This is a genomic window from Burkholderia sp. Se-20373 (assembly GCF_017104705.1).
Taxonomy (GTDB): Bacteria; Pseudomonadota; Gammaproteobacteria; order Burkholderiales; family Burkholderiaceae; genus Burkholderia.
In genome coordinates this window covers 30,980-56,004 of the sequence record NZ_JAAGPH010000009.1, presented here as the reverse complement: position 1 = coordinate 56,004, position 25,025 = coordinate 30,980, and the positions used below count along the sequence as shown (strand labels likewise).

Annotated in this window: 27 protein-coding genes; 8 read left to right on the top strand and 19 right to left on the bottom strand. The window is 68.0% G+C overall.

Features of this window, described 5'->3' with window-relative positions; all coding sequences use genetic code 11:
* Positions 1-57: 57 nt before the first annotated feature.
* Positions 58-357 (bottom strand): hypothetical protein, encoded by a 300-nt coding sequence (locus tag G3N96_RS05485; protein ID WP_043186617.1) that lies wholly within the window; start codon positions 355-357, stop codon positions 58-60.
* Positions 358-439: 82 nt separating this feature from the next.
* Here G3N96_RS05485 and G3N96_RS05480 point away from each other — a divergent pair, with 82 nt between their 5' ends.
* On the top strand, positions 440-589 hold the full coding sequence (locus G3N96_RS05480) for a hypothetical protein (protein ID WP_206136559.1): 150 nt from the start codon (positions 440-442) through the stop codon (positions 587-589).
* A 35-nt stretch (positions 590-624) separates the two neighbouring features.
* Here the strand turns inward: G3N96_RS05480 and G3N96_RS05475 are convergent, their stop codons facing one another.
* The 6 genes from G3N96_RS05475 to G3N96_RS05450 all read right to left on the bottom strand — a co-directional run bounded on the left by G3N96_RS05475 (position 625) and on the right by G3N96_RS05450 (position 4,940).
* Positions 625-873, bottom strand: a complete 249-nt coding sequence (locus tag G3N96_RS05475) for a hypothetical protein (protein ID WP_124577043.1) — start codon at positions 871-873, stop codon at positions 625-627.
* Positions 874-968: 95 nt separating this feature from the next.
* The gene (locus G3N96_RS05470; protein ID WP_206136558.1) at positions 969-1,496 is read right to left on the bottom strand and encodes a transferase hexapeptide repeat family protein; all 528 of its coding nucleotides are present in this window, start codon (positions 1,494-1,496) and stop codon (positions 969-971) included.
* 3 nt (positions 1,497-1,499) lie between these two features.
* On the bottom strand, positions 1,500-2,444 hold the full coding sequence (locus tag G3N96_RS05465; RefSeq protein WP_206136557.1) for an FAD-binding protein: 945 nt from the start codon (positions 2,442-2,444) through the stop codon (positions 1,500-1,502).
* Positions 2,445-2,460: 16 nt separating this feature from the next.
* Positions 2,461-3,210, bottom strand: coding sequence for an electron transfer flavoprotein subunit beta/FixA family protein (locus G3N96_RS05460; RefSeq protein WP_206136556.1), 750 nt, complete (start codon positions 3,208-3,210; stop codon positions 2,461-2,463).
* A gap of 38 nt (positions 3,211-3,248) precedes the next feature.
* Positions 3,249-4,037: an SDR family NAD(P)-dependent oxidoreductase gene (locus tag G3N96_RS05455; protein ID WP_089427384.1), complete on the bottom strand. Its 789-nt coding sequence runs from the start codon at positions 4,035-4,037 to the stop codon at positions 3,249-3,251.
* A gap of 66 nt (positions 4,038-4,103) precedes the next feature.
* Positions 4,104-4,940 carry an alpha/beta hydrolase gene (locus G3N96_RS05450; protein WP_206136555.1) on the bottom strand — a complete coding sequence of 279 codons (837 nt, stop codon included), beginning with the start codon at positions 4,938-4,940 and terminating at the stop codon, positions 4,104-4,106.
* Between the two features lie 137 nt (positions 4,941-5,077).
* On the opposite strand from G3N96_RS05450, the gene G3N96_RS05445 reads away from it, so the two are divergent.
* The 6 genes from G3N96_RS05445 to dmpG all read left to right on the top strand — a co-directional run bounded on the left by G3N96_RS05445 (position 5,078) and on the right by dmpG (position 11,864).
* On the top strand, positions 5,078-5,857 hold the full coding sequence (locus G3N96_RS05445) for an SDR family oxidoreductase (protein ID WP_206136554.1): 780 nt from the start codon (positions 5,078-5,080) through the stop codon (positions 5,855-5,857).
* 157 nt (positions 5,858-6,014) lie between these two features.
* Entirely contained in the window at positions 6,015-7,580 is a 1,566-nt protein-coding gene (locus tag G3N96_RS05440; protein WP_124577057.1) for a DUF1302 family protein, read from the top strand.
* Positions 7,581-7,620: 40 nt separating this feature from the next.
* Positions 7,621-9,003, top strand: a complete 1,383-nt coding sequence (locus G3N96_RS05435; protein ID WP_206136553.1) for a DUF1329 domain-containing protein — start codon at positions 7,621-7,623, stop codon at positions 9,001-9,003.
* A gap of 117 nt (positions 9,004-9,120) precedes the next feature.
* A complete protein-coding gene (gene dmpE / locus G3N96_RS05430) occupies positions 9,121-9,903 on the top strand; it encodes a 2-oxopent-4-enoate hydratase (protein ID WP_124577061.1) in 783 nt (260 codons plus the stop codon).
* Positions 9,904-9,916: 13 nt separating this feature from the next.
* Entirely contained in the window at positions 9,917-10,816 is a 900-nt protein-coding gene (locus G3N96_RS05425; RefSeq protein ID WP_206136552.1) for an acetaldehyde dehydrogenase (acetylating), read from the top strand.
* Between the two features lie 16 nt (positions 10,817-10,832).
* A complete protein-coding gene (dmpG, locus tag G3N96_RS05420) occupies positions 10,833-11,864 on the top strand; it encodes a 4-hydroxy-2-oxovalerate aldolase (RefSeq protein WP_206136551.1) in 1,032 nt (343 codons plus the stop codon).
* A gap of 121 nt (positions 11,865-11,985) precedes the next feature.
* Here dmpG and G3N96_RS05415 read toward each other — a convergent pair whose 3' ends face one another.
* Together G3N96_RS05415 and G3N96_RS05410 are read right to left on the bottom strand one after the other, a co-directional pair.
* A complete protein-coding gene (locus G3N96_RS05415) occupies positions 11,986-12,234 on the bottom strand; it encodes a hypothetical protein (protein ID WP_206136550.1) in 249 nt (82 codons plus the stop codon).
* Complete coding sequence (locus G3N96_RS05410; protein WP_206136549.1) at positions 12,231-13,478, bottom strand: alkaline phosphatase family protein; 1,248 nt, start codon at positions 13,476-13,478, stop codon at positions 12,231-12,233. The genes G3N96_RS05415 and G3N96_RS05410 overlap by 4 nt, the downstream gene beginning before the upstream one ends.
* Before the next feature lie 234 nt (positions 13,479-13,712).
* Between G3N96_RS05410 and G3N96_RS05405 the strand changes: the two genes are divergently transcribed.
* Positions 13,713-13,892 (top strand): alpha/beta hydrolase, encoded by a 180-nt coding sequence (locus tag G3N96_RS05405; RefSeq protein WP_241022494.1) that lies wholly within the window; start codon positions 13,713-13,715, stop codon positions 13,890-13,892.
* Between the two features lie 176 nt (positions 13,893-14,068).
* Here G3N96_RS05405 and infA read toward each other — a convergent pair whose 3' ends face one another.
* The 10 genes from infA to G3N96_RS05355 form a co-directional block, all read right to left on the bottom strand.
* Entirely contained in the window at positions 14,069-14,332 is a 264-nt protein-coding gene (gene infA / locus G3N96_RS05400) for a translation initiation factor IF-1 (protein WP_011355053.1), read from the bottom strand.
* A gap of 469 nt (positions 14,333-14,801) precedes the next feature.
* The gene (locus tag G3N96_RS05395) at positions 14,802-15,005 is read right to left on the bottom strand and encodes a cold-shock protein (RefSeq protein WP_006483056.1); all 204 of its coding nucleotides are present in this window, start codon (positions 15,003-15,005) and stop codon (positions 14,802-14,804) included.
* A 289-nt stretch (positions 15,006-15,294) separates the two neighbouring features.
* Complete coding sequence (locus G3N96_RS05390; RefSeq protein ID WP_206136548.1) at positions 15,295-16,374, bottom strand: Rieske 2Fe-2S domain-containing protein; 1,080 nt, start codon at positions 16,372-16,374, stop codon at positions 15,295-15,297.
* Positions 16,375-16,442: 68 nt separating this feature from the next.
* Positions 16,443-18,905 (bottom strand): MMPL family transporter, encoded by a 2,463-nt coding sequence (locus G3N96_RS05385; RefSeq protein ID WP_206136547.1) that lies wholly within the window; start codon positions 18,903-18,905, stop codon positions 16,443-16,445.
* 55 nt (positions 18,906-18,960) lie between these two features.
* Positions 18,961-19,932, bottom strand: coding sequence for a sialidase (locus tag G3N96_RS05380; protein ID WP_206136546.1), 972 nt, complete (start codon positions 19,930-19,932; stop codon positions 18,961-18,963).
* Positions 19,933-20,082: 150 nt separating this feature from the next.
* Positions 20,083-21,288, bottom strand: coding sequence for an acetyl-CoA C-acyltransferase (locus G3N96_RS05375; protein WP_206136545.1), 1,206 nt, complete (start codon positions 21,286-21,288; stop codon positions 20,083-20,085).
* 17 nt (positions 21,289-21,305) lie between these two features.
* Positions 21,306-21,791 carry a MaoC family dehydratase gene (locus tag G3N96_RS05370; RefSeq protein ID WP_206136599.1) on the bottom strand — a complete coding sequence of 162 codons (486 nt, stop codon included), beginning with the start codon at positions 21,789-21,791 and terminating at the stop codon, positions 21,306-21,308.
* Entirely contained in the window at positions 21,791-22,591 is an 801-nt protein-coding gene (locus tag G3N96_RS05365; protein ID WP_206136544.1) for an SDR family oxidoreductase, read from the bottom strand. The genes G3N96_RS05370 and G3N96_RS05365 overlap by 1 nt, the downstream gene beginning before the upstream one ends.
* Complete coding sequence (locus tag G3N96_RS05360) at positions 22,588-23,790, bottom strand: acyl-CoA dehydrogenase family protein (protein ID WP_206136543.1); 1,203 nt, start codon at positions 23,788-23,790, stop codon at positions 22,588-22,590. The genes G3N96_RS05365 and G3N96_RS05360 overlap by 4 nt, the downstream gene beginning before the upstream one ends.
* Positions 23,787-25,022 (bottom strand): acyl-CoA dehydrogenase family protein, encoded by a 1,236-nt coding sequence (locus G3N96_RS05355; RefSeq protein ID WP_206136542.1) that lies wholly within the window; start codon positions 25,020-25,022, stop codon positions 23,787-23,789. Before G3N96_RS05355 ends, G3N96_RS05360 begins: the two co-directional genes overlap by 4 nt.
* Positions 25,023-25,025: the final 3 nt, after the last annotated feature.

Below are 25,025 nucleotides of genomic sequence, written 5' to 3'. Positions count from 1 at the left end.
CACGCCCGTGCAAGACCGCACCGGCGGACGTCGGCGCATGCGAATCCTGCACGGATCTCACACGACCAGCGACGCGACGATCGCACACCACAACGCACTCGCGCCGCACAGAAACACGCGCCGCGCGACGAACATCCGCGATTCGTCGTCGGGGGTCTTCATCGGCGACGTGGCGAGAAACGGCACGCTGACGAGGCACGCGAACCCGGCCAGCGCCGGCAGGATCACGACGTAGTCGCCGAACCGCCACGGCAGCGGCTCGTGCCAGCCCCAGTAGCCGAGAAACAGCATGCCCATCGAAAACATCGTCGCGGCGGCCGAACTGAGCGCGACCACCGATCCCGTCGGAAATTGCATGGGAGCCTCCCCTCGCGCGGCGTGCGCGACGCCGGATCATTATCCGGTCACGGCAGAAAAAAAGCACAACGGCGGCCGATGGATGGCAACGCTCGACCCGGCGTCCGAGCCGACCAGCGCGTCGACGGAGCGGCACCCGATCCTGCCGGGCGGTTGCACCTGCGGCGAGGGGATCCGAGGCGGCGCTGACGATTGCGGCGATGCCGCATCGATGATCGTTGTCACGGATTGACAGCGACCGGTTTCGCGTGACGCAAGCGCCCGCCTTCAACCCGGCTTCTTCGCGGCCTGCATGACGGAGATCCAGCCCACCACCGCCGCGGCGACCCAGCAGCACGCGATCATCAGGTCGAGATCCATCCAGCCTTCGAAGTTCGTGCTGTTTTCGAAACTGCAGCGCTGATGGCCCCTGACCCACACGCAGCCATTGATGAACTGCTGGATGTGCATATAAACGCTGTAGACGGCAAATGCCGACGCAATGATCGTGAGCCGCAAACGGACGTGCTTTTTCATGTGACGCGGATGCCGGTGGGAAAGTCTGTGCCGATCTTACGGCAACGGCAACCTGCCCGGCAATCCGTCGCATCCTGGGCCGACTGGATGCCCGCTCACCCGTCGATCCGCCGGATCGTCCTCAGGCAGTCCGCCGCCAGTTGCTGATAGATGCGCGTGCCGTTCGCCTTCGCGTCGATCTCCGCGTCGCTGAGCCGCCGCACGACGCGCCCCGGCACGCCCGCGAGCAGCACGCCGCGCGGCACGTCGTAGCCGGCCTTCACGAATGCGCACGCGGCGACGATCGTCGTCGCACCGATCGTCGCGCCGTCCATCACGACCGCGTTCATGCCGATCATCGTGTCGGGTTCGAGCGTCGCGCCATGCACGATCGCGCCGTGGCCGACGTGGCTGTTGATGCCGAGCCGGCACGTCTCGCCGATCCCGACGTGCAGCACGCAGCCGTCCTGCACGTTGCTGCCGCCTTCGACGACGATCGCGCCGAAGTCGCCGCGCAGGCTCGCATGCGGGCCGATGTAGCAGCGCGCGCCGACCGTCACGTCGCCGATCACGACCGCGCTCGGATCGACATACGCGGACGGGTCGATGCGCGGCCGCATCCCGTTGAATTCGAACAGCGGCATCCGTCAGAGCGCCGCGGCGGCTTCCGGCACGAGCGTGAACAGGTCGCCGACCACACCATAGTCGGCCACGCTGAAGATCGGCGCGTCCGGGTCCTTGTTGATCGCGACGATCACCTTCGAATCCTTCATGCCGGCCAGGTGCTGGATCGCACCCGAGATGCCGACCGCGATGTACAGCTGCGGCGCGACGATCTTGCCGGTCTGGCCGACCTGGTAGTCGTTCGGTACATAGCCGGCGTCGACCGCGGCGCGCGATGCGCCGAGTGCGGCCTGAAGCTTGTCCGCCAGCGGCTCCAGCACCTTCGCGTAGTTCTCGCCGCTGCCCAGACCGCGGCCGCCCGACACGATGATGTTGGCGCTGGTGAGTTCCGGACGATCCAGCTTCGTCACTTCACGGCTCACGAACCGCGACTTGCCGGCATCGGCTGCCGCTTCGATCTTCTCGACCGTGGCGCTGCCGCCTTCCGTTGCCACCGGATCGAACCCGGTCGCGCGCACCGTGATGACCTTGACCGGATCGCTCGACTGCACCGTCGCGATCGCGTTGCCCGCGTAGATCGGGCGCTCGAACGTATCGGCCGACACCACCGCCGTGATCTCGGAGATCTGTGCGACATCGAGCTTCGCGGCAATGCGCGGCGCGATGTTCTTGCCGTAGGCCGTTGCCGACGCAACGATATGCGAGTAGTCGTTCGCGACGGTCATCGCCGTCGCTTCGACGTTCTCGGCCAGACCGTCGGCCAACTGCGGCGCATCGGCCAGCAGCACCTTCGACACACCCGGGATCTTCGCTGCTGCTTCCGCTGCCGCTTGCGCGTGGTGTCCGGCAACGAGCACATGAACGTCGCCGCCGCCCGCCGCATCGAGCGCCTGTGCGGCAGCCACGGCGTTCAGCGTCGCGGCCTTGATCGACGCGTTGTCGTGTTCCGCAATCACCAGAATCGTCATTTCCTTCCGCTCCCTGTTACAGCACCTTGGCTTCGGTCTTCAGCTTCGCGACCAGCGTCTGCACGTCCGGCACCTTCACGCCGGCCGCGCGCTTCGGCGGCTCGTTCACCTCGAGCACCTTCAGGCGTGGCGTCACGTCCACGCCGAGGTCGCCGGGCTTCATGACTTCGAGCGGCTTCTTCTTGGCCTTCATGATGTTCGGCAGCGTCACGTAGCGCGGCTCGTTCAGGCGCAGATCCGTGGTGATGACGGCGGGCAGTCGAAGCGACAGCGTTTCCGCGCCGCCATCGACTTCGCGTGCGACCGTCGCACGACCGTCGGCCACCGTGACCTTCGATGCAAACGTCGCTTGCGGCAAACCCGCCAGCGCGGCCAGCATCTGCCCGGTCTGATTCGAATCGTCGTCGATCGCCTGCTTGCCGACGATCACCAGTTGCGGCTGCTCCTTGTCGACCAGCGCCTTCAGCACCTTCGCGACACCGAGCGGCTCGACGCCTTCATTCGATTCGACGAGGATCGCGCGATCCGCGCCGATCGCGAGCGCCGTGCGCAGCGTTTCCTGCGCCTGCGCCACGCCGACCGACACGGCCACCACTTCGGTCACGACGCCGGCTTCCTTCAACCGCACGGCTTCTTCCACCGCGATCTCGTCGAACGGGTTCATCGACATCTTCACGTTCGCGATGTCGACGCCCGTCCGGTCGGATTTCACGCCGACCTTCACGTTCGCGTCGACCACGCGTTTCACTGCCACGAGCGCTTTCAACTGCCTGTCTCCTGTTCCGTTGCGTGCGTCGCGCCGCGTCAGCGCGCGGTAAAGCCGCCGTCGATCACGAGCTCCGCGCCCGTCACGTAGCGGCCTGCCGGCGACACGAGATACAGGATGCCGGCCGCGATGTCGCGCGGGCTGCCGATCTTCGCCATCGGCACGTTGGTCTGCATGTACTCGAAGGCGCGATCGGGGTCCTGCCCCATCTGGCGGAACGCGTCCTCGAGCATCGGCGTGCGGATATAGCCGGGATGCACCGAGTTCGCACGGATGTTCTTCGCCGCGTACAGCATCGCGTCGACCTTCGCCATCATCCGCACCGCCGCCTTCGACGCGTGATACGCGGGCACGTCGGGCCCGCCGACGATCCCGTACATCGACGACAGGTTCACGATCGAGCCGCCGCCGGCCGCGTCGATATGCGGAATCGCCGCACGCGTGCACAGGAACACGCCGTTCACGTTGACGTCCTGCACGCGCTGCCACTGCGCGAGCGTGAGTTCGTGCGTCGGCACGTTGTGGCCTTCGATGCCCGCGTTGTTCACGAGCACGTCGAGGCGCCCGAAGCGCGCGACGATCTCGCCGAACACGCGCGCCACGTCGGCCTCGTGCGTGACGTCGAGCGACCAGAACGCGGCCTGGCCGCCCTGCGCGCGGATTTCCTCGACCAGCGCTTCCGCCGGCTGCGACAGTACGTCGAGAATCGCGACGCTCGCGCCGGCGGCCGCCAGCGTGCGCGCGGTCTCCGCGCCGATGCCGCGCGCGCCGCCGGTGATCGCGGCCACCTTGCCGCGCAGGTCGAACAGGTCTTCGATGAGCTTCATGTCGTCTCCAGGGTTTTGTTCAGACAGGCCGCCTGCATCGAGGCCGGCCTTCGAGGGCATCCGGCGTTATCGCGTATTCCGCGTCGCAAGGAAATCGAGGCATTCCCGATTGAAATAGTCGGCGTGTTCCACCATCACCCAGTGGCCGCACCGGTTCATCAGCACGAAGCGCGCGTCGCGGCAGCGTTCGAGGAATTTCAGCGCGCCGCCGACCGGATTGAAACGATCGTCCGTGCCCCAGAACCCGAGCACCGGCGTACGCAGGTCGCCGAGCGCGTCGGTCAGGTTCGGCACGCTCATCGTCGACAGCACTTCGGTCGGTTGTTCGACGCACACCTTCATCCGCTCGGCGACGAGCGCGTCGGTGACGATCGCCGGGTCGTGCACGAGCAGCGTCAGCAGCTCGCGCATCGTGTCGTCATTCATCTGGCGATTCGTGAACAGCTTCACCATCCGCTGGATGCCTTCCATCTGGAAATAGGTGTCGCGATCCTCGACGCCGCCCGGCGCCATCATGATCAGCCCGTCGACTTCGTCCGGATGGTCGAGCGCGTACTTGAGCGCGATCGCGCCGCCGAGCGAGTTGCCGAGCAGCACGGCCGGGCCGATGCCGAGCGCGTTCAGTTGCGCATGCAGCGCGGCGACGAAGAAATCGAGCGTATAGGCGACGTCGGCGGGCTTCGACGACTGCCCGTAGCCGGGCAGGTCGACGACGATCGCGCGATAGCCGGCCGCCGCGAACGCGGGCACGTTGTGCTTGAAGTTGCTGAAACCGCTGGCGCCCGGGCCACTGCCGTGGATGAACACCACGGGCCGGCCTGCGCCCGCCTCGTAGTGGTGCAGGCGCAGGCCGCCCGGCACGTCGGTGAAGCTGCCGGCCGGCGGCGTCGTGGGGATCGTCATCGCGGGTTGTCTCCTTCGTCGTTCGATGGCTGTCTGCCACGATGATTGCGCCGCCGGCGCCGGCCGGCATCATCCTTTCAGACTACGAAGCCGCGCGCGCTTCTTCCTATCATCGGCCCACCGAAACGGAGGCAACGATGAACGGATTCGACTACAGCGGCAAGACGGTGCTCGTGACGGGCGGCACCAAGGGCATCGGGCGGCGCATCGCCGAGCGGTTTCTCGCGGCAGGCGCGCGCGTGTTCGTCTGCGGACGCAGCGCGCCCGACACCCCGCCGTCGGCCGACGGCCGCACGGCGACGTTCGTCGCGGCCGACCTGCGGGACATCGAACAGGTCGACGCGATGCTCGCGACGATTCACGCGGCGGCCGGCCGCCTCGACGTGCTCGTCAACAACGCGGGCGGCTCGCCGTTCGCGCTCGCGGCTGATGCATCGCCGCGCTTCACCGAATCGATCGTGCGGCTGAACCTGATCGCGCCGCTGCAGCTCGCACAGCGCGTGAACGCGCTCATGCAGCCGCGGCCCGAAGGCGGCGTGATGCTGTTCATCGCGAGCGTCAGCGCGTCGCGGCCGTCGCCCGGCACGGCCGCGTACGGCGCCGCGAAAGCGGGCCTCGTCAACGCGGTCACGTCGCTCGCGGTCGAGTGGGCGCCGCGCGTGCGCGTGTGCGCGATCAGCCCGAGCCTCGTGCAGACGGAATCGGCCGCCGAAGGCCACTACGGCGACGACGACGCGCTCGACGCCATTCGCGCGACGATTCCCGCCGGACGGCTCGCGACCCCCGACGACGTCGCCGCCGCGTGCCTGTTCCTCGCGTCGCCCGACGCGTCGTACACGTCGGGTGCGAACCTGCGGCTCGACGGCGGCGGCGAGCGGCCCGCGTTCCTGTCGGCCGCGCAGGCGGCCGCACGCTGATGCACGCATGGCCGACCGTACGGCGCGAATTGTTCTCCAGTCCTAGGGAAGTCATCTAGTTCATTTTGACGATTCCCTGCTACCGCGATCTCCCTACTCTGCCTCTCACGACAACACACACAGTCGACCGTCGTCGATACCCCCAAGAGGAGACACCATGCATCAACGGATTTCGCGCCGTACCGACAAGCGGGCAACCGCCACGCTGTCGACGCTGGCCGCCGCGCTGCTCGCGTGTGCCGCTCCCGGCGCACACGCAGGCAGCACGATCGAGCTGGGCGCCGACACGACGCTGGACTACACGTTCACGCTCAGCTACGGCCTCGGCATGCGCACCCGCGCGCCGAGCGGCAATCTCCTCACGCCGGCGAACATCAACGGCGACGACGGCGACCGCAACTTCGCGAAGAACAAGCTGATCGAGAACCAGGTCAGCCTGCTTGGCGAAGTGAACCTGAAGCACGACGACTGGGGCGTGTTCGTGCGCGCCGACACGTTCTACGACCAGGCGTATCGCCGCCCGAACTACAACGACGCGCCGGGCACCGTGAACCAGTCGGGCCAGTACAACAACTTCACGAGCGATGCACGCTACTGGTCGGGCGGCCACACGACGCTGCTCGCCGCGTATGCGTACAACACGTTCAAGATCGGCTCGACGAGCCTGAACGTGAAGGTCGGCGACCAGGTCGTCGCGTGGGGCGAAAGCCTGTTCTTCCCGAACATCGCGGGCGCACAGGGGCCGTCCGACGCGACCAAGTCGTACATGGCCGGCGCCGAAGTGAAGGACATCCTGCTGCCGGTGCCGCAGATCTCGACGCAGTGGCAGATCACGCCGAACTTCAGCCTGCTCGGCTACTACCAGTTCTCGTACCAGCAGAACCGGCTGACCGCGCCCGGCACGTACTGGAGCTATTCGGACGTCACGGGCCCCGGCGCGCAGTTCATCATCGGCCCGGGCGGGATGATCATTCCGCGCGGCCCCGACGACAAGCCGAGCGCGCGCAACCAGTGGGGGATCGGCGCGCGCTTCCGCGTGCTCGGCGACACCGAGCTCGGCCTGTACCACCTGCACTACAACGACATGAACCCGAGCGTCGTCACGACCTACTTCCCGACGCTCCAGTACCAGCAGACCTACTTCAGCAACATCAAGCTGACCGGCGCGAGCTTCTCGACGCAGGTCGGCCCGGTGAACGTCGCGGGCGAAGTGTCGTACCGTCAGGGCGCGGCCGTGCTCGTCAACACGCCGACGGGCCCGCAGTCGACCCGCGCGAACGTGCTGCAGACCAACCTGTCCGGCATCTACTCGATCGGGCCGAGCTTCCTCGCGAATTCTCAGTCGCTGATCGGCGAACTCACGTACGTGCATGCCGGCAGCATCTCCGAGCTCGACGGCTCGACCACGCTCGCGAATTCGCGCAACGCGCTCGCGCTGGAGATCGCGTGGACGCTCAGCTACAAGAACGTGTTCAACGGCTGGGATCTCGACGTGCCGCTGACCTACACGCACGACCTGACGGGCACGTCGCCGCTCGCCGGCGCGCTCGGCTCGCTGACGGGCCAGGGCGACCACCGCGTGACGGCCGGCGTGACCTTCACGCGCCTGAGCAACCTGCAGCTGTCGCTCGTGTACGCGAAGTTCCTCGGCTCGCCGAACCCGGTCACGCGCCCGCTCGCGGATCGCGACTACGTGCTGGCCACGGCGACCTACCACTTCTGAGCGGCCCGGCCGCTCGTCATTCAGCACTATGAGGATCGATATGAAACGCATTCATCTCCCCCTCCTGCGCGCGTCGGTGATGGCCGCGTGCGCGGTCGTCGCGACGGCGTCGTACCCGAAGGTCACGCCGGACGACCTGAAGGCGCTCGACGGCCCGCTGACGCCGATGGGCGCGGTGCGCGCCGCGAGCAAGGACAGCGGTGTGCCCGAGTGGTCGGGCAAGTGGCTCGGCACGCCGCCGGACGTGCAGTACAAGCGCGGCAGCCGCTACCCCGATCCATTCGCGAGCGAGAAGCCGGTCGCGACGATCACCGCGGAAAACATGGCGCAGTACGCCGAGCACCTGACCGACGGCCAGAAGGCGATGTTCAAGCGCTACCCGGCCACGTTCAAGATCAACGTCTACCCGAGCCATCGCGACTTCCGCTATGCGGATTCCGTCTACAAGGACATCCGTGCATACGCGCCGGAATCGACGATGACATCCGACGCGAACGGCCTCACGAACGCGCCGCCGACGGTGCCCTACCCGATCCCGAAAACGGCCGCCGAGCTGCTGTGGAACCAGCGCTTCTCGTCGGCGATCGGCGCCGAGCAGGCGACCTACGACCAGGCGGTCGTGTACTCGGACGGCAACATCGCATGGGGCAAGGTGCGCTACGACATCTACTCGCCGCGCAACGCCGGCAAGTACGACGTGAAGAGCGACCTGAACAACCGCACGTACTACCGCAACGCGACGGAGCTGCCGCTGTCCGACCGCGGCTCGCTGATCGTCGGCTTCACGAACTGGGACAAGGCCGGCGCGGACAACTCGTCGCGCACGTGGATGTACAACCCCGGCACGCGGCGCGTGCGCCAGGCGCCGGAATACGGCTATGACCAGCCGCAGGGCCCGGGCGGCTTCCGCACCGTCGACGACGACCGCCTGTACAACGGCCCCGGCGACCGCTACGACTGGAAGATCGTCGGCAAGCGCGAGATCTACGTGCCGTACGACAACTACAAGGCAATGGACAGCTCGGTGAAGTACGCCGACCTGCTGACCAAGGGCCACGAGAACCCGTCGTATATCCGCTACGAGCTGCATCGCGTGTGGGTGCTGCAGGCGACGCTGAAGAGCAACTACCGCCACCAGTACGCGAAGCGCGTGCTGTACATCGACGAGGATTCGTGGATGACGCTGCTCGCCGACAACTACGACGCGCGCGGCCAGCTGTGGCGCACCAACGTCGCGACGACGCTGTACGCGTATGACGCGAAGGTGTTCTACCCGGGCGTCGTGTTCTTTCACGACCTGATCTCCGGCGCGTACATGGCCGACCGCCTGACGAACGAAGGCCCGATGCCGAAGCTCGACAACAGCCCGCAGTTCAACGAGGCGTACTTCTCGCCGGACGCGATCCGCAGTTCGGGTAACTAAGCAACCCGCCGACGCGGCACGCCCGCGACCCACGCGCCGGAGCCTCGCTCCGGCGCCCGGCGCCGCCCGCGACGGCGGCTGTTCCATTCGATTCATTCGAGATTCGAGGGCTCTTTCATGTCTTCCCGCCTGCATACGACGCTCGGCGACGAGCTGTACGACGCGTGGCACGCGCGTGCGCCGGTCGCGCCGCTGTCGAGCCGCCCGCGCCGCCTGTCGCTCGACGACGCTTACCGCATCCAGCAGCGCTTCATCGAACGCCGCATCGAACACGGCGAGGCCGTGGTCGGCAAGAAGATCGGCGTGACGAGCCAGGCCGTGCAGGACATGCTGAACGTGCGCCAGCCCGATTTCGGCATCCTGCTGTCCGGCATGCACTACGCGGCCGGCGAAGCGATCGCCGCCGATTCGCTGATCGCGCCGCGCGCCGAGGGCGAGATCGCGTTCATCCTCGCGCGCGACCTGCGCGGCCCCGGCATCGACCGCACCGACGTGATCGCCGCGACGGCCGCCGTCGCGCCCTGCTTCGAGATCGTCGATTCGCGCATCCGCGACTGGGCGATCCGCATCGAGGACACCGTCGCCGACAACGCGTCGTGCGGCGTGTACGTGCTCGGCGATGCACGCGTCGATCCGCGCACGCTCGATCTCGCTGCATGCGAGATGACGATCGACAAGAACGGCGAGCCCGTCGCGCAGGGCCGCGGCGACGCGGCGCTCGGCCACCCCGCCGACGCGGTCGCGTGGCTCGCGAACACGCTCGCCGCGTACGACGTGCCGCTGCTCGCCGGCGAGATCGTGCTGTCCGGCTCGCTTGCCAAACTGATTCCGGTCACGGCCGGCGACGCGCTGTCGATGCACATCTCCGGCATCGGCAGCTGCGACGTCCGCTTTATCTAAAGGAAGAATCCTGATGAAGAAAATCAAATGCGCACTGATCGGGCCCGGCAACATCGGCACCGACCTGCTCTACAAGCTGCGCCGCTCGGCGGTGCTCGAACCCGTGTGGATGGTCGGCGTCGATCCGGCGTCCGACGGCCTCGCGCGGGCGCGCGAGTTCGGCCTGAAGACCACCGACAAGGGTGTCGACGGGCTGTTGCCGCACGTGGCCGACGACGACATCCGCATCGCGTTCGACGCGACGTCGGCCTACGTGCACCGCGACAATTCCGACAAGCTCACCGCGCTCGGCGTGAAGATGATCGACCTGACGCCCGCCGCGATCGGGCCGTACTGCGTGCCGCCGGTGAACCTCGACGCGCATCTCGACAGCGCGCAGGCGAACGTGAACATGGTCACGTGCGGCGGCCAGGCGACGATCCCGATGGTGTACGCGGTATCGCGCGTGCAGCCGGTCGCGTACGGCGAGATCGTCGCGACCGTGTCGTCGCGCTCGGTCGGCCCCGGCACGCGCAAGAACATCGACGAATTCACGCGCACGACGTCCGGCGCGATCGAACAGGTCGGCGGCGCACGCAAGGGCAAGGCAATCATCGTGATCAACCCGGCCGAGCCGCCGCTGATCATGCGCGACACGATCCACTGCCTGACCGACGGCCCGCCCGACGTCGATGCGATCACCGCGTCCGTGCATGCGATGGTCAAGGAAGTGCAGCGCTACGTGCCCGGCTACACGCTGAAGAACGGCCCGGTGTTCGACGGCAATCGCGTGTCGGTGTTCATGGAAGTCGAAGGGCTCGGCGACTACCTGCCGAAATACGCGGGCAACCTCGACATCATGACCGCCGCCGCGGCCGCCACGGCCGAGCGTTTCGCCGAACAGATGCTGGCCGCGACGGCCGCCACCGCTTGAGTCGAGGAGTCACACGATGTCACTTGCAGGCAAGAAGATCACCGTCCACGACATGTCGCTGCGCGACGGGATGCACCCGAAGCGCCACCAGATCACGCTCGACCAGATGCGCAACATCGCGCGCGGGCTCGACGCGGCCGGCGTGCCGCTGATCGAGGTCACGCACGGCGACGGGCTCGGCGGCGCATCGGTCAACTACGGGTTCCCCGCGCACACCGATGAGGCGTACCTCAGCGCCGTGATTCCGGAGCTGAAGCAGGCGAAGGTGTCGGCACTGCTGCTGCCGGGGATCGGCACCGTCGAGCATCTGCGCATGGCGCACGCACTCGGCGTCGGCACGATCCGCGTCGCGACGCACTGCACCGAGGCGGACGTGTCGGAGCAGCACATCGGCCTCGCGCGCACGCTCGGGCTCGATACGGTCGGCTTTTTGATGATGGCGCACATGTCGTCGCCGGCGCAGCTCGTCGTGCAGGCGAAGCTGATGGAATCGTATGGCGCGAACTGCATCTACATCACCGATTCGGCCGGCCACATGCTGCCGGATGACGTGACCGCGCGGATCAGCCAGGTGCGCGACGCGCTGAAGCCGGAGACGGAGCTCGGCTTCCACGGCCACCACAACCTCGCGATGGGCGTCGCGAACTCGGTCGCGGCGGTGGCCGCCGGCGCGAACCGGATCGATGCGGCCGCGGCCGGCCTCGGCGCCGGTGCGGGCAACACGCCGATGGAAGTGTTCGTCGCGGTGTGCGACCGGATGGGGATCGAGACGGGCGTCGACGTGTTCGCGATCTCGGACGTCGCCGAGGATCTCGTCGTGCCGATCATGGACGCGCCGATCCGCCTCGACCGCGATGCGCTGACGCTCGGCTATGCGGGCGTCTACTCGTCGTTCCTGCTGTTCGCGAAGCGCGCGGAAGCGAAGTACGGGATTCCCGCGCGCGACATCCTCGTCGAACTGGGCCGGCAACGGCTCGTCGGCGGGCAGGAGGACATGATCGAGGACGCGGCACTGACGATGGTGCGGGCGCGGGAGGTGGCGGCCTGAGCGAGAACGCGGCCGGCATTCACCCGGAAGCGGCGGGAAGCGGCGGGAAGCGGGGCGCAAGCCCCGTTTTCATTTCGGATGCGCGGATCGAGCCACCTCGATCACGCATCGCCCGCCGACTTCAGCGATGCTTCCCGCCGTGCCGCTTGTGCCGATGCGCTTCACGCGCCTGCAGCAGCGACGGCATCAGTTCCTCGATGTATTGCCGCGCCTGCCCGCGCGTCACGATCTCGCTGAAGCGCTGATGGGCCTTGTCATGGCCGACCAGCGCCGCATGCGCTTTCTTCAGGATGTGCAGAAACGCGATCAGGCTCGTGCCGTCGCGCACGGGCAATGCATCGCGCGGGTCGAACGTCGGTGTCGTACTCATGATCCGATCCTTTGCGGGCAGTCGGTGCGGCACGTCGTGGAGACCAGCGCCAGCAGGTCGTTCGCGAGGCGGTCGCGGTCCGTCAGCGGCGCGAGGCCGAACAGCCGCTCGAGCGTCGCGGCGACCGAGGCATGATCGTACGGCGTATGGTCGACCTGCCCGGCCGCGACCCACGGCGAAATCACGATCGCCGGCACCCGCACGCCATACACGTCGAACCCGAAGCCGCTCGCGTTCAACGTCGCCGCCGCGCCGTCGTTCGGCGGCGGCGCGGCGCCCGGCCTGACCGAATCGTAGAAGCCGCCGTGCTCGTCGTAGCAGATCACGAGCAGGCTGCTGTTCCACACCGGCGAATGGCGGATCGCGTTGTACACGCGCGCGGCGAGCTGGTCGCCACCGGCCAGGCCGTCCATCGGGTGTTGCGAGCTGCCGTTCTGATAGGTGCCGTGCACGATGTCGCCGTAACCGGGCTCGATGAACGTGTAGCGCGCCGTATAGCCGGCCGCGAGATCGGCCTCGAAATGCGCGAGGTCGTCGATGTCGAAGAAGCTGATGCCCTTCAGCGACGCGACCTGCGGCACGTGGCCGAGCGGATTGCCGGTCTGGTCCTGGTAGATGCGCCAGTTGTCGTCGCCGAGCGCGGCGAAGATCGACCCCTTCGGATACGGAAAGCCGTTGAACGCGTCCCATCCGGCCATTTCTTCCTTGGTCGGCGAATGGTCGAGCCCGGCCGACGACGCGCCGTGCAGGAAAAAGCGGTTCGGCCAGGTCGGCCCCGGCATCGACGCATGCCACGCGTCGCACAGCACGAACGCGTTCGCGAGCGCGTGCAGCGACGGCGCCTGCGTCGCGATATCGACGCCCTGCATGATCTTGCCCGCGTCGGCCGGCTGCGGCGGCGTGCCTTCGGAATGCGAGGTCGCGTAGTTCGACACGAACCCGGTGTTGACGACCGGCGGATACGGCTGCCCTTTCACGAACCGCGCGCCCGCGCCGCACAGCTGCTCGAGCACGTCGGTGAATTCGTGGCACGGATCGGTCGGCATCCGCTCGGGCGCGCCGCCGCCGAACGGATAGACCGCATCACCATACGCGTTGCTGTTGCCCGGCGACGCGGCGACGATGTCGGGATAGCCCGACAACGCGAACAGGTGATCGAAGGAACGGTTCTCGAGCATCAGCACGAACACGTGCTGGATGCGGTCCTGAACCGACGGGGATGCGGGGGCTGCGTCTGCACTCATGGCGCCTCCTGGCGTCGCGCGACGAAAGTCCTGCTGGCACGGTCGTTGGCCCGCTGAAAGCTGCTGAAGGGTTTGAAAGCGGTGGCGCGGGCCGCGAATTGCCGACGAGTGTACGACCGCGCCGGCCCGCACGTAAAGCCGCACACGAACCGTGTTGTGACGACTCGCGCGCCTTCTTGCAAGTACGACCGTCAACGACGATGCGTTTGGCCGGCTCGTGCGATTCGTGACGGGGTGATCGTCGGCGACAAGGATCCGGGGCTCGACGCAGCGGCGATGCAGGCGACGTTCCTCGCGTGGCATCCGAACGCGCGGCTCGTGACGATACCGAATTGCGGGCATTACCCGATGCAGGAATGTCCGCCGTATTTCGCGATGATCGTCGAGGATTTCCTGCGGGACGCGGCCGCCTGAGCGTTGCGCACGCGCGGCGGCCGGTGAAGGCGGTATTGGCCGCCGCGGCATGGCGATGCCGACGGCGACCGGCGGACGGCACGCGATGTGTCGTCCACCCGGTTCGTCCGGCTTCGTCGGCCGGACGGGATTCGATCGGCGAGGCGGTGCGGCATGCCCGCGCCGATCGTTGCCGCTTAACGGCGCGGTTGGCCGGTGCGCGGCGGACGCGGCGAATTCGCGTCCTTGTGACGGAAGTTGATGCGACCCTTGGTGAGGTCGTAGACCGACAGTTCCAGCGTCACGCGATCGCCCGCGAGAATGCGGATGTGGTTCTTGCGCATGCGGCCCGACGCGTACGCGCCGACCACGACGCCGTTTTCCAGCGTGACACGGTATTTGCTGTCCGGCAGCACTTCGTCGACGATTCCGTCCAGTTCCAGCAGTTCTTCTTTTGCCAAACCAATTCCTCCAGACAAGGTAATTGACCGCGGCCGCGGCGATCTGCCCGGCGCCGTGCCCCACAACGGGACGGCGGCCGGCAGGCTGCCGGGGATCGGTTCGTTCAGACGGGCCCAGGGCCTGTCTTGCGATCGGAGCCCGGCGCGTTGCGGCGTTCAGGCGGTCGGTGGCGGCGGCGCATGAAGCGCCGCGCAAGTCGGGACCGCGCCTGCTACGGCATGGCGGCGGTCTGCTCGGGTTGATGCGTTGAAGCGGTGATGCGCTCGCGAAACGGCGGGCGCTTCACGAAGGCGTTGCGTCGCACGCGGGTCGCGCATGCGATGAGGGAGGCGTCACGACCGATGCATCGTGGATGTCGCGATGCATCGGTCGTGCGCATCGGAAACGCGCCGGCTGCCGCCAAAGCGGCGCCCTGCGCGCCAATCCATCCGGCAGCGGCCACCGCGGGGCGGCCGTTGCCGATGCGACTTACTGCGGCGTGATGTTCGACGCTTGCAGACCCTTCGGGCCGCGCTTCACTTCGAAGCTGACCTTCTGGCCTTCGGCCAGGGTCTTGAAGCCCGTGCCGCGAATTTCGGAGAAATGGGCGAACAGATCGTCGCCGCCGTTGTCAGGGGAGATGAAACCAAAGCCCTTGGTTTCGTTGAACCACTTGACGGTACCGGTATCCACAATTACTTCCTTAATACAAATGACGAATGATTGAACATGCGCCCGTGACGGGCACAGAAAGAATCAAAAGAGGGAGAGACCAACGACCGCCGCACGGAGTGCGGCCAATGATGAGCAATCGAACTTCTTGAACACTTCGGTCATGGACACTACGCGGGAGCGGCCGTTTAGTCAAGTCTTTTTGATGCGACGCACAAGCATGCCCGCCGCGAGCGCCTTATGCAGCGGGTGTTGCCGGCCGACGGGACGGTTTTCGATGCGCCCCCTTTTTCGGCCGGCCCGCCGGTTTTTACTGCGGCTCGAACACGTGATGCAGGGCCGGCGGCGCGGCGCCTTCGCGAATCCGCATTTCGAATGCCTTACGCGCGACGCTCGTCGGCCGCACGTCCGCCACGTCCAGGTAGAACTGCGAATACCAGTCGCGCATCTGGTACAGCGGCCCGTCGCCTTCGCACAGCAGCGGGTTGTCGATCCGCGTCTTGCTGTGCCAGATGTCGACGTCCTCGTAGAACGCGCGCTGCGCTTCCTTCACGTACGCGTTCGCGATCTCCATGTTCTGCGCGTCGGTCAGCCCGGCCACCTTCTTCACGATCACGCCGTAACGCAGCTCGAAGCTGTTCATGTCGATCGGCACGTGGCAGTTCAGCAGCACCGAATGGATCGGCTGCCCGCCGCTCTGCCCCGTCATCTGCGTGATGTGCACGGCCGGCCCGAAATACGTCGACAGCGCGGTCAGGGCGTCACCGCCGAGTTTCTCGCTGCGGCCGACCATCAGTTGCGTCGCCTTGTGATCCTCGAACAGGTTCGCGAAATAGTCGATCGGCGCGTGGTGCACGGTCGCGAAGTGCGCGACATCCGAGATGTTGTCGACCAGTTCGCGGCAGTTGGCCTGGATCACCATCGTGTCGACGACCCAGTCCGACCATTCGTCGGAAAAGCACACGTCGAGCCGCGGAATCGCGACTTCCGGCGGCGGCGCGTTGCCTTCCGGGTCGTTCCACACGAACAGCAGGTTGTTTTCCTCGCAGGTCGGCCATGCGCCGATGCGCGCCTTCGGCGGGATCCGCTTGCAGTACGGGATCGATGCGCACTGCCCTTCGCCGCTCCATGCCCAGCCGTGGAACGGGCACACGAGGTTGTCGCCCTGCACCGTGCCGAGGCTCAGGTCGGCGCCCATGTGCGGGCAATACGCGTCGACGACGTTGACCTTGCCGGTCGAATCGGCGAATGCGGCAAGCTTGCGGCCGAAGGCGTTCAGCGTGTGCGGCTTGCCGTCCTTGAAATCGCTGGCGAGCCCGAGGCAATGCCAGCCGCGCGCATAGCGCTGCGCGAGCGGCTGGGCTTCGATCTTGTAGGGGCGTGCGGACATGTGGGTTGACTCCTGTTGTGGAGAACGCGCGGCGGCCGGCCGCGCGCGGGGGAAATGGGGGGTGCCGGTCAGCGCATCGGGTTGCCGGGTTCGAGCGCGGGCGACGGCTTCAGCGGCGCCGGGGCCGCCGGCGACGGCTGCTGCCTGTGCAGCGCGCGGCGCTCGGCACGCTCGACGCCGAGCCACGCGGCGAGCGCGGGCAGCAGGAACACCGCGCCGAACAGGTTCACGAGGAACATGAACGCGAGCAGCACGCCCATGTCGACCTGGAACTTCAGCGCGGAGAACGCCCACGTGCCGACGCCGATGAACATCGTGACCGCCGTGAACAGCGCCGCGGTGCCGCGCTGGCGCATTGCGTCGGCGAACGCGTCGGGCAGCGTCGCGCCGTGGCGGATGTCGTGCTGCAGGCGCTCGTACAGGTAGATCCCGTAGTCGACGCCCACGCCCACGCCGAGCGTGATCACCGGCAGCGTCGCGACCTTCAGCCCGATGCCGAGGCGCGCCATCACCGCATTGCACAGGATCGACACGAGCGTGAGCGGCACGATGATGCACAGCACCGCGCGCCACGAGCGGAACGTGACCGCGCACAGCAGCGCGATCGCGCCGAAGATCGACAGCAGCATCGCGATCTCCGCGTCGCCGACGGCCTCGTTGGTCGCGGCCATCACGCCGACGTTGCCGCCCGCGAGCCGGAACGCGACGTTCGGCGTCGGGTTTTCGGCCGCGAAGCGCCTGATCTCGTCGACGATGTGCGCGATGGTCGTGCCTTCGTGGTTCTTCGTGTAGATCAGCACCTGGATCGCCTTGCAGTTCGCGGTGTTCATCCCGTTGTCGGGGTCGAACGCGTTGGCACCCTGCGTGAGCCCGTCGCTGGAGCGCGGCAGCGCGGCCCAGCGCGGGTTGCCCTCGTTGAACGCGGCGATGAACACCTTGCCCTGCGACGACACGCTCGTCACCGATTGCACGCCGGCCACGCCGCGCATGTTCATCTCGAACTTCTCGATCGCGCTCATCACCGGGTAATGCAGGCACGCGTCGTCGAAGCCGGTCGTCTCGACGATCACAGACAGCACGTCCACGCCGATGTTGTACTGGTGCGTGATCGCCGCGTTGTCGAGGTTGTAGCGCGAGTTCGCGCGCAGCTCCGGCGCGCCGGTGCCGATGTCGCCGATCTCCAGCTTGCGCGATTCGAGCGTGCCGTACGCGAGCAGCGCGAGCGCCACCGCGAACACGCCGAGCGCCGGCGCCGGCCGGGCAAATACCGCGAAGCGCGACCACATCCGGCTGCCGCCGGCCGCCGCCGTGCGCTGCGCACGCGCCAGCGTGCCGCGCTCGAGGCGCGTGTACGACAGCAGGATCGGCAGGAACACCTTGTTCGTCACGATCATCAGCAGCACGCCGAGGCACGCGGTGATGCCGAGCTCGCGCACGATGTCGATCCTGATCCGCATGATCACCATGAAGCCGAGCGCGTTGGTCAGCAGCGCGACCGTGCCCGGCACGAACAGCTTGCGGAACGCGTCGCGCGCGGCATCGGCCGACGACGCGCCGCGCACCAGCGCCTGCTTCCACGCGTTGGTCATCTGCACCGCGTGCGACACGCCGATCGAGAAGATCAGGAACGGCACGAGGATCGACATCGGATCGATGCCGAGGCCGAGCAGCGGCAGCGCGCCGAGCAGCCACACGACCGGCAGCAGCGCGACGACGAGCGCCAGCACGGTGGTCTTCAATGAGCGCGTATAGGCGAACAGCAGCGCGGCCGTCACGAGGAACGCGAGCGCGAAGAACGCCATCACGCCCGCGATGCCGTTCTCGACGTCGCCCACCAGCTTCGCGAAGCCGATGATGTTCACGTCGATGCCCTGCTTCGCGTACTTCGCGCGGATCTCCTCGAGCTGGCGCGCGACCGCGCTGTAGTCGAGCCGCTTGCCGGTGGCCGGGTCGGTCTCGCGCAGTTCCGCGCGGATCAGCGCCGACTTCAGGTCGTTGCCGACGAGGCGGCCGATCTGCCCGGAACGGGCGACGTTGCGGCGCACCTTCGCGAGATCGTCCGGGTTCGCGCTCGAGAACTGGCCCGGCACGACCACGTCGCCACGAAAGCCCGCCTCGGTCACCTCGGTGTAGTGGACGTTCGGCGTGAACAGCGAGAACACGCGCGAGCGGTTCACGCCCGGGATGAAGAAGACGTCGTCGGTCGCGTGGCGCAGTGCGTCCATGAACGTCTGGTTGTAGATGTCGCCATCGCCCTTCCAGCGCAGGCTCACGAGGATCGTGTTCGCACCGGGGAACGCGCCCGCATAACGCTCGAACACCTGCATGTACGGGTGCTGCATCGGGATCATCTTGTTGAAGCCCGGATCGAGCTTCAGGCGCGTCGCGGACAGCCCGAGCGCGAGCGTCACCGCGACGCACAGCAGCATCAGCAGCTTGCGCCGGCGGATGATCGTGTCGGCGCAGCGCTCGACGAACGCGGCGAGGCGCGACGCGGGAACGGCTTCAGGGGGGCGTGACAGGTCGTTCATGGAATTCTCTTGTCGATGCGAAACGAACGGGAGCAGGCAGCGGGACGGCCGCGCGTCAGGACGGCGTTGACGCAACCGCGCCGGCGAGCGGCGCGACGCCGGCCTCGCCGCCGAGCAGCAGCGCGCCGTGGCCCATGTCGAGCACCGCCGCGAGGCTCTGCACGCCGCCGAGCTTGCGCACGTCGAAGGTCAGCCCGCCGTCGCGCGACGCGACGATCGCGCCGCCCTGGCCCACCAGCACGAGTTCGCCGTCGGCGAGCTGGGTCGCGCCGAAGTACGACACCGGCACGTGGCTGTCGACGTGCGTCCAGGTCGCGCCGCGATCGGTGCTGCGCACCACGTTGCCGCGCATCCCGTATGCGACCCAGTCGCCGTTCGCGAGCATCAGCGCGCCGAACAGCGAGCCCGCGTACGGCGACGGCAGCTTGTCCCACGTCGCGCCGTTGTCGGTCGAGCGCAGCAGCGTGCCGCTCTCGCCCGCGACCAGCAGGTTGCCGTGGCCGTCGCCGACGATCGCGTTCAGGTGACGGTCGCCGGCCGGGGTGTTCACGGTCTGCCACGTGACGCCCGCATCGTCCGAGCGCAGCAGCTGGCCGAAGCTGCCGGCCGCGAACAGCGGGCCGTCGGCCGTGCCCCAGACGGACAGCAGCGGATCGGCATGCGCGTGATCCATATGCACGTCGCGCCAGTGCAGGCCGGCGTCGTCGCTGCGCACGATCCGGCCGTCGTGGCCGACCGCGATGCCGAGCGTCGGCGTGATGAAGCGCACCTGCGTGAGCGTCGATGCCGGGTCGGGTGCGGTCGAGGCCGGCCGCCAGTGGGCGCCCGCATCGTCGCTCAGCAGGATCACGCCGCGCTCGCCGACCGCGACGATGCGCGCGCCAGCCCGGGCGAGCCCGTTGATCTGCAGCCGGTCCGCGTGGATCGCGGTGACCGGGAACGCCGGCAGCGGGCGCGGCGAAAACGCGAACAACGCGGCGCCGAGCACCAGCGCCGACATCGCGAGTCCGGGCAAAGTTCGTTTCATCGCTTGTCTCCTGTGTCTGCGTGCGACGACGGTTCGCGCCATCGCGCCCACCGCCGTCGCCTGCATGTCTCCGGGCCGTCGGTCGTTGCCGCGGCCTCGAATGGTCCTGAATGGCGGGCCGCGCGTGCGGCGCGGCCCGTCCGCGTGCCGCTACGCGCCGACTTCGAACAGCGCGGCGGCACCCATCCCGCCGCCGATGCACATCGTCACGACCGCGTGCCGCACGCCGCGCCGCGCGCCTTCGAGCAGCGCGTGCATCGTCATCCGCGTACCCGACATCCCGAACGGATGGCCGAGCGCGATCGCGCCGCCATCGACGTTCAAACGGTCATCGGGAATGCCGAGCGTGTCGCGGCAGTACAGCGCCTGGCACGCGAATGCCTCGTTCAGCTCCCACAGCCCGATGTCGCCGACGGTCATCCCGAAGCGCGCCAGCAGCTTCGGAATCGCGAACACCGGGCCGATGCCCATCTCGTCCGGCTCGCAGCCGGCCACCGCGAGGCCGCGGAATGCGCCGAGCGGCGTCAGGCCACGGCGTACCGCCTCGCTGCGGGACATCACGACCACGGCCGCCGCGCCGTCCGACAGTTGCGACGCATTGCCGGCCGTCACGAATTCGCCCTGCTCGACGACCTTGCCGCCGCTCCACGACGGCTTCAGCCCCGCGAGCCGCTCGGCCGTCGTGTCGGCGCGCACGCCTTCGTCGCGCGCGGCGTGCACGTCCTCGTAGCCGGCCGGGTTGCCTTCCTTGTCGAACAGCGTGCGCCGCACGTCGAGCGGCACGATTTCCGCGTCGAAGCGGCCGGCCGCCTGGGCTTCAGCGGTGCGCTGGTGGCTCTGCAGCGCGAACGCATCCTGCGCGGCGCGCGAGATCCCGTAGCGGCGCGACACGATCTCGGCCGTTTCCATCATCGCCATGTACGCGGCCGGCTGGTGGTCGAGCACGGCCTGCGAACGTGCGCGATACGCGTTCTTGTGCTTGTTCTGCGTAAGCGAGATCGACTCGACGCCGCCCGCGACGACGATCCGCGCATCGCCCGCGCCGATGCCGCGCGCGGCGCTCGCGATCGACATCAGGCCCGACGAGCACATGCGGTCGATCGCCATGCCCGGTACCGACGCCGGCAGCCCGGCCGCCGCGGCCGACAGGCGGCCGATGTTGTAGCCCTGCGTGCCCTGCTGCGCGGCGCAGCCGATCAGCACGTCGTCGACGTCGGCCGGCGCGACACCCGCGCGTTCGAGTGCGGTGCGCACGACGTGGCCGCCCAGCGCGGGCGCCTCGGTGTCGTTGAACATGCCGCGAAACGCCTTGCCGATCGGCGTGCGTGCGACGGAAACGATGACTGCGTCTTCCATGTCTCTGCTCTCTGAATCTAGAAGTAGTAACGGCTGATCGTGTCGGCCACGCAGCCGGGCTTCGCTTCGCCTTCGATCTCGACGGTCACGCGAATCCAGGCCTGCACGCCGCCGTCGAGCGGCTCGACGCGCAGCAGCTCGCCGACGCCGCGCACGCGCGCGCCGACCTTCACCGGCGCCGGGAAGCGGATCCTGTCGCAACCGTAGTTGACGCCGAGCCGCGCGCCGTCGATCCGCACGATCTGCGGCAGGAAATAGTTGACGAGCGACAACGTCAGGTACCCATGCGCGATGCACGCGCCGAACGGGCCGTCCTTCGCGCGCACCGGGTCGACGTGCACCCACTGGTGGTCGCCCGTCGCATCGGCGAAGCCGTCGATGCGGAACTGGTCGATCGCGAGCCATGCGCTCGCGCCGAGCGTGTCGCCGACGGCCGCCGCGAGTTCGCCGGGATGGGCGAACACGCGGGGCGTCGTGCGCACGGGGTCGAGGGTCGTGCTCATCATGCGTGCTGGCTGCTGACCGACAGCACTTCGCCCGTCATGTACGACGCGTAATCGCTTGCAAGGAACACCATCACGTTCGCGACCTCCCAGACTTCGGCGGCGCGCCCGAAGGCCTCGCGCGACGCCAGTTGATTCAGCAGGTCGGCCGGGGCCGACTTCTTCAGAAAATCGTGCATCGCGATGCTCGGCGCGACCGCGTTGATGCGCACGCCGTATGGCGACGCCTCGAGCGCCGCGCAGCGCGTGAGCGCCATCACGCCCGCTTTCGCGGCCGCGTAGTGCGCCTGTTCCGCCTGCGCGCGCCAGCCGAGCACCGATGCGTTGTTGACGATCGCGCCGCGGCCACGGGCCTGCATGTGCGGCAGCATCGCGCGCGTCATCCGGAACGTCCCGGTCAGGCTAATGTCGATCACGCGCGACCATTCGGCATCGTCCATATCGACGATGCGGGTCGAACCGCCGAGCCCCGCGTTGTTGATCAGCACGTCGACGCCTTCGAGCTTGTCCTGAGCTTGCGCGACGAGCGCCTGCACGTCGGCCTCGACCGCGACGTTGCACAGGCGGCCGTAGACCTGTTGCAGCCCCGTTTCGGCGCGCAATGTCTCGACCGCCTGTTCGAGGCGCTTTTCGTGGATGTCGGAGATGAACAGCGCGCGGCAGCCTTCTTCCGCGCAGCGGCGCGCGGCCGCGAAGCCGATGCCGGCGCCGGCGGCCGCCGTGATCAGCACCGATTTGCCGGCGAGCAGCTGGTGGCCCGGCACGTAGGCCGGCGCTTTCTGGATCTGGGATTCGGTCATGCTGTTCCTCTGGCTTCCCTGGGCATGCCGAGCCCGCGCTCGGCCATGATGTTGAGCTGAATTTCGTTGGTGCCCGCGTAGATCGTGTCCGCACGGGAGAACAGGAACACGCGCTGCAGATGGGTGAGCTTTTCGTCGGCCGGGTCGATCACGTTCGCGCGCGGGCCGAGGGCATCCATCGCCAGCTGGCCGAGGTCGCGGTGCCAGTTCGACCAGAAATACTTGTAGATCAGCGCCTCGCGACGCAGCGGCGCGCCGGCGCCGGCTTCCGTGTCGTCCGCGCCGGACAACATCCGCAGCGCGTTGTAGCGCATCACACGCAGCCCGGCCCACGCGCGGCCGATCCGCTGGCGCAGCACGGGGTCACGGTCCGCGCCGGATTCTCGCGCGGCGTCGATCACCCATTCGAGTTCGCGGACGAACTGCATCTGCTGGCCGAGCGTCGACATCCCGCGCTCGAAGCCGAGCAGCGTCATCGCGATCCGCCAGCCGTCGCCGGGTGCGCCGACGAGGTCGCGCGCTTCCGCTCTTGCGCCGTCGAAAAATACTTCGTTGAATTCCGCGCCGCCGTTGAGCTGCTTGATCGGCCGGATCTCGATGCCCGGCTGGTCGAGCGGCATCAGCAGGAACGACAGCCCTTTGTTGCCTTTGGACGCGGGGTCGGTGCGCGCGAGCACGAAGATCCAGTCGGAATCGTGCGCGAGTGACGTCCAGACCTTCTGGCCATGGACGCGCCACGTACCGTCCGCATCCTGTTCGGCGCGCGTGCGCACGTTGGCGAGGTCGGAACCCGCGCCGGGCTCCGAATACCCCTGGCACCAGAACTGCGTGCCAGCGAGAATGCCGGGCAGGAAGCGCGCGCGCTGGTCGTCGGTGCCGCACGCAACGAGCGTCGGCCCGAGCAGCCCTTCGCCGATATGGCCCATCCGGCCGGGACCGCCCGCCCGCGCGTATTCCTCGTGGAAGATCACCTGCTCGGCGACCGAGAACCCGCGCCCGCCGGCCTCGGTCGGCCAGCCGAGGCCGGTCCAGCCGCCCTTCGCCAGTTCCTGTTCCCACGCCTTGCGCAGTTCGGGCCACGCTTCCTCGTCGCCGGGGCCGCCGCGGTATTTCAGGCAAGCGAAGTTGCCGGTCAGGTGCGACTGCACCCAGTCGGCCACTTCGTGCCGCAATTGCTGTTCGCGCGTTTCGCTGTTCATTGCAGGGCTCCTGCGCGTGCGGCCGACGGACGAAGGGCCACCGCGGCGGCGGCGAACGCTTCGTCGCGAGGCGATGCGCCGCCGTCGATCGCGTGGGACGCGATCCATTCGAGCAGTTGCGGCGTGCTGCCGAACTGCGCACCCGACGCCTGTGCGCGCTTGAAATAGAGATGCGGGTCGTATTCCCACGTAAAGCCGACGCCGCCGTGCAGCTGGATCGCTTCCTGCGCGCAGAACGCATACGCGTCGTTCGCGGCGGATTTCGCGGCGGCGATTTCGGCACGCAATGCGTCGCTCGGCTGCGCGCTGCCGGCTTCCGCGTCCCACGCATGCGCGGCGCCGAGCACGGCCGAGCGCGCCGATTCGATCAGCACCATCATCTGTGCGCAGCGGTGCTTGACGGCCTGGAACGATGCGATCGCACGGCCGAACTGCACGCGCTGGCTCGTGTAGTCGAGCGTCAGGTCGAGGCATTGCTGGGCGCCGCCGAGCTGTTCGGCGGCCAGCGCAAGTGCCGCGAACCAGGCGGTGCGCTCCAGCAACTGTGCCGCCGCAGTGCCGCCAGCAAGCAGCGCGTCGCGGCTCACGCGCGCTTCGTCGAACACCACGCGTGCGATCGGCCGTGTTGCATCGAGCGTGTCGAGCGGCGTGACTTTGAGCCCGGATGCCGTCGCGACGTCGATTGCGAACAGGCCGATCGACTGCCCTTCGTTCGCGATCCGCGCGGGCACCAGCAGCAGGTCGGCATGCGCGCCGTCGAGCACCTGTTCGAGCGTGCCGGACACCGCGTAGCCGCCCGCCGTTTCTTCCGCGACGACCGGCAACGACCGCAAAACGGTCGGCAGGTCGAACGGCAGCGCCAGCGTCGCGCTGCACGCGCCTTCTGCGATCCTTGCAAGCCAGTCTTTCGCCAGCGGCGTCTCGGCACAGCCCGCGAGCGCGGTCGCCGCCAGGCACGCCGTCGAAAAATACGGCACGCACGCAATGCGCCGGCCGAGCTGCTCCATCAGCACCGTCTGCTCGACCGCGCCGAGCCCCAGCCCGCCGGCCGTCTCGGGCAATGCAAGCGCATTCCAGCCGAGTTCGGCGGACAGCGCGGCCCACAACACATCGTCACGGCCGGCCGACTGCGCGAGCGCGCGGCGCACGTCGGCGGACGCGCTGCGTTCGGCGAGCACGTCGGCCGCTGCGTCGCGGATCATCGCCTGTTCGTCGGTGAGCGCCAGATCCATTTC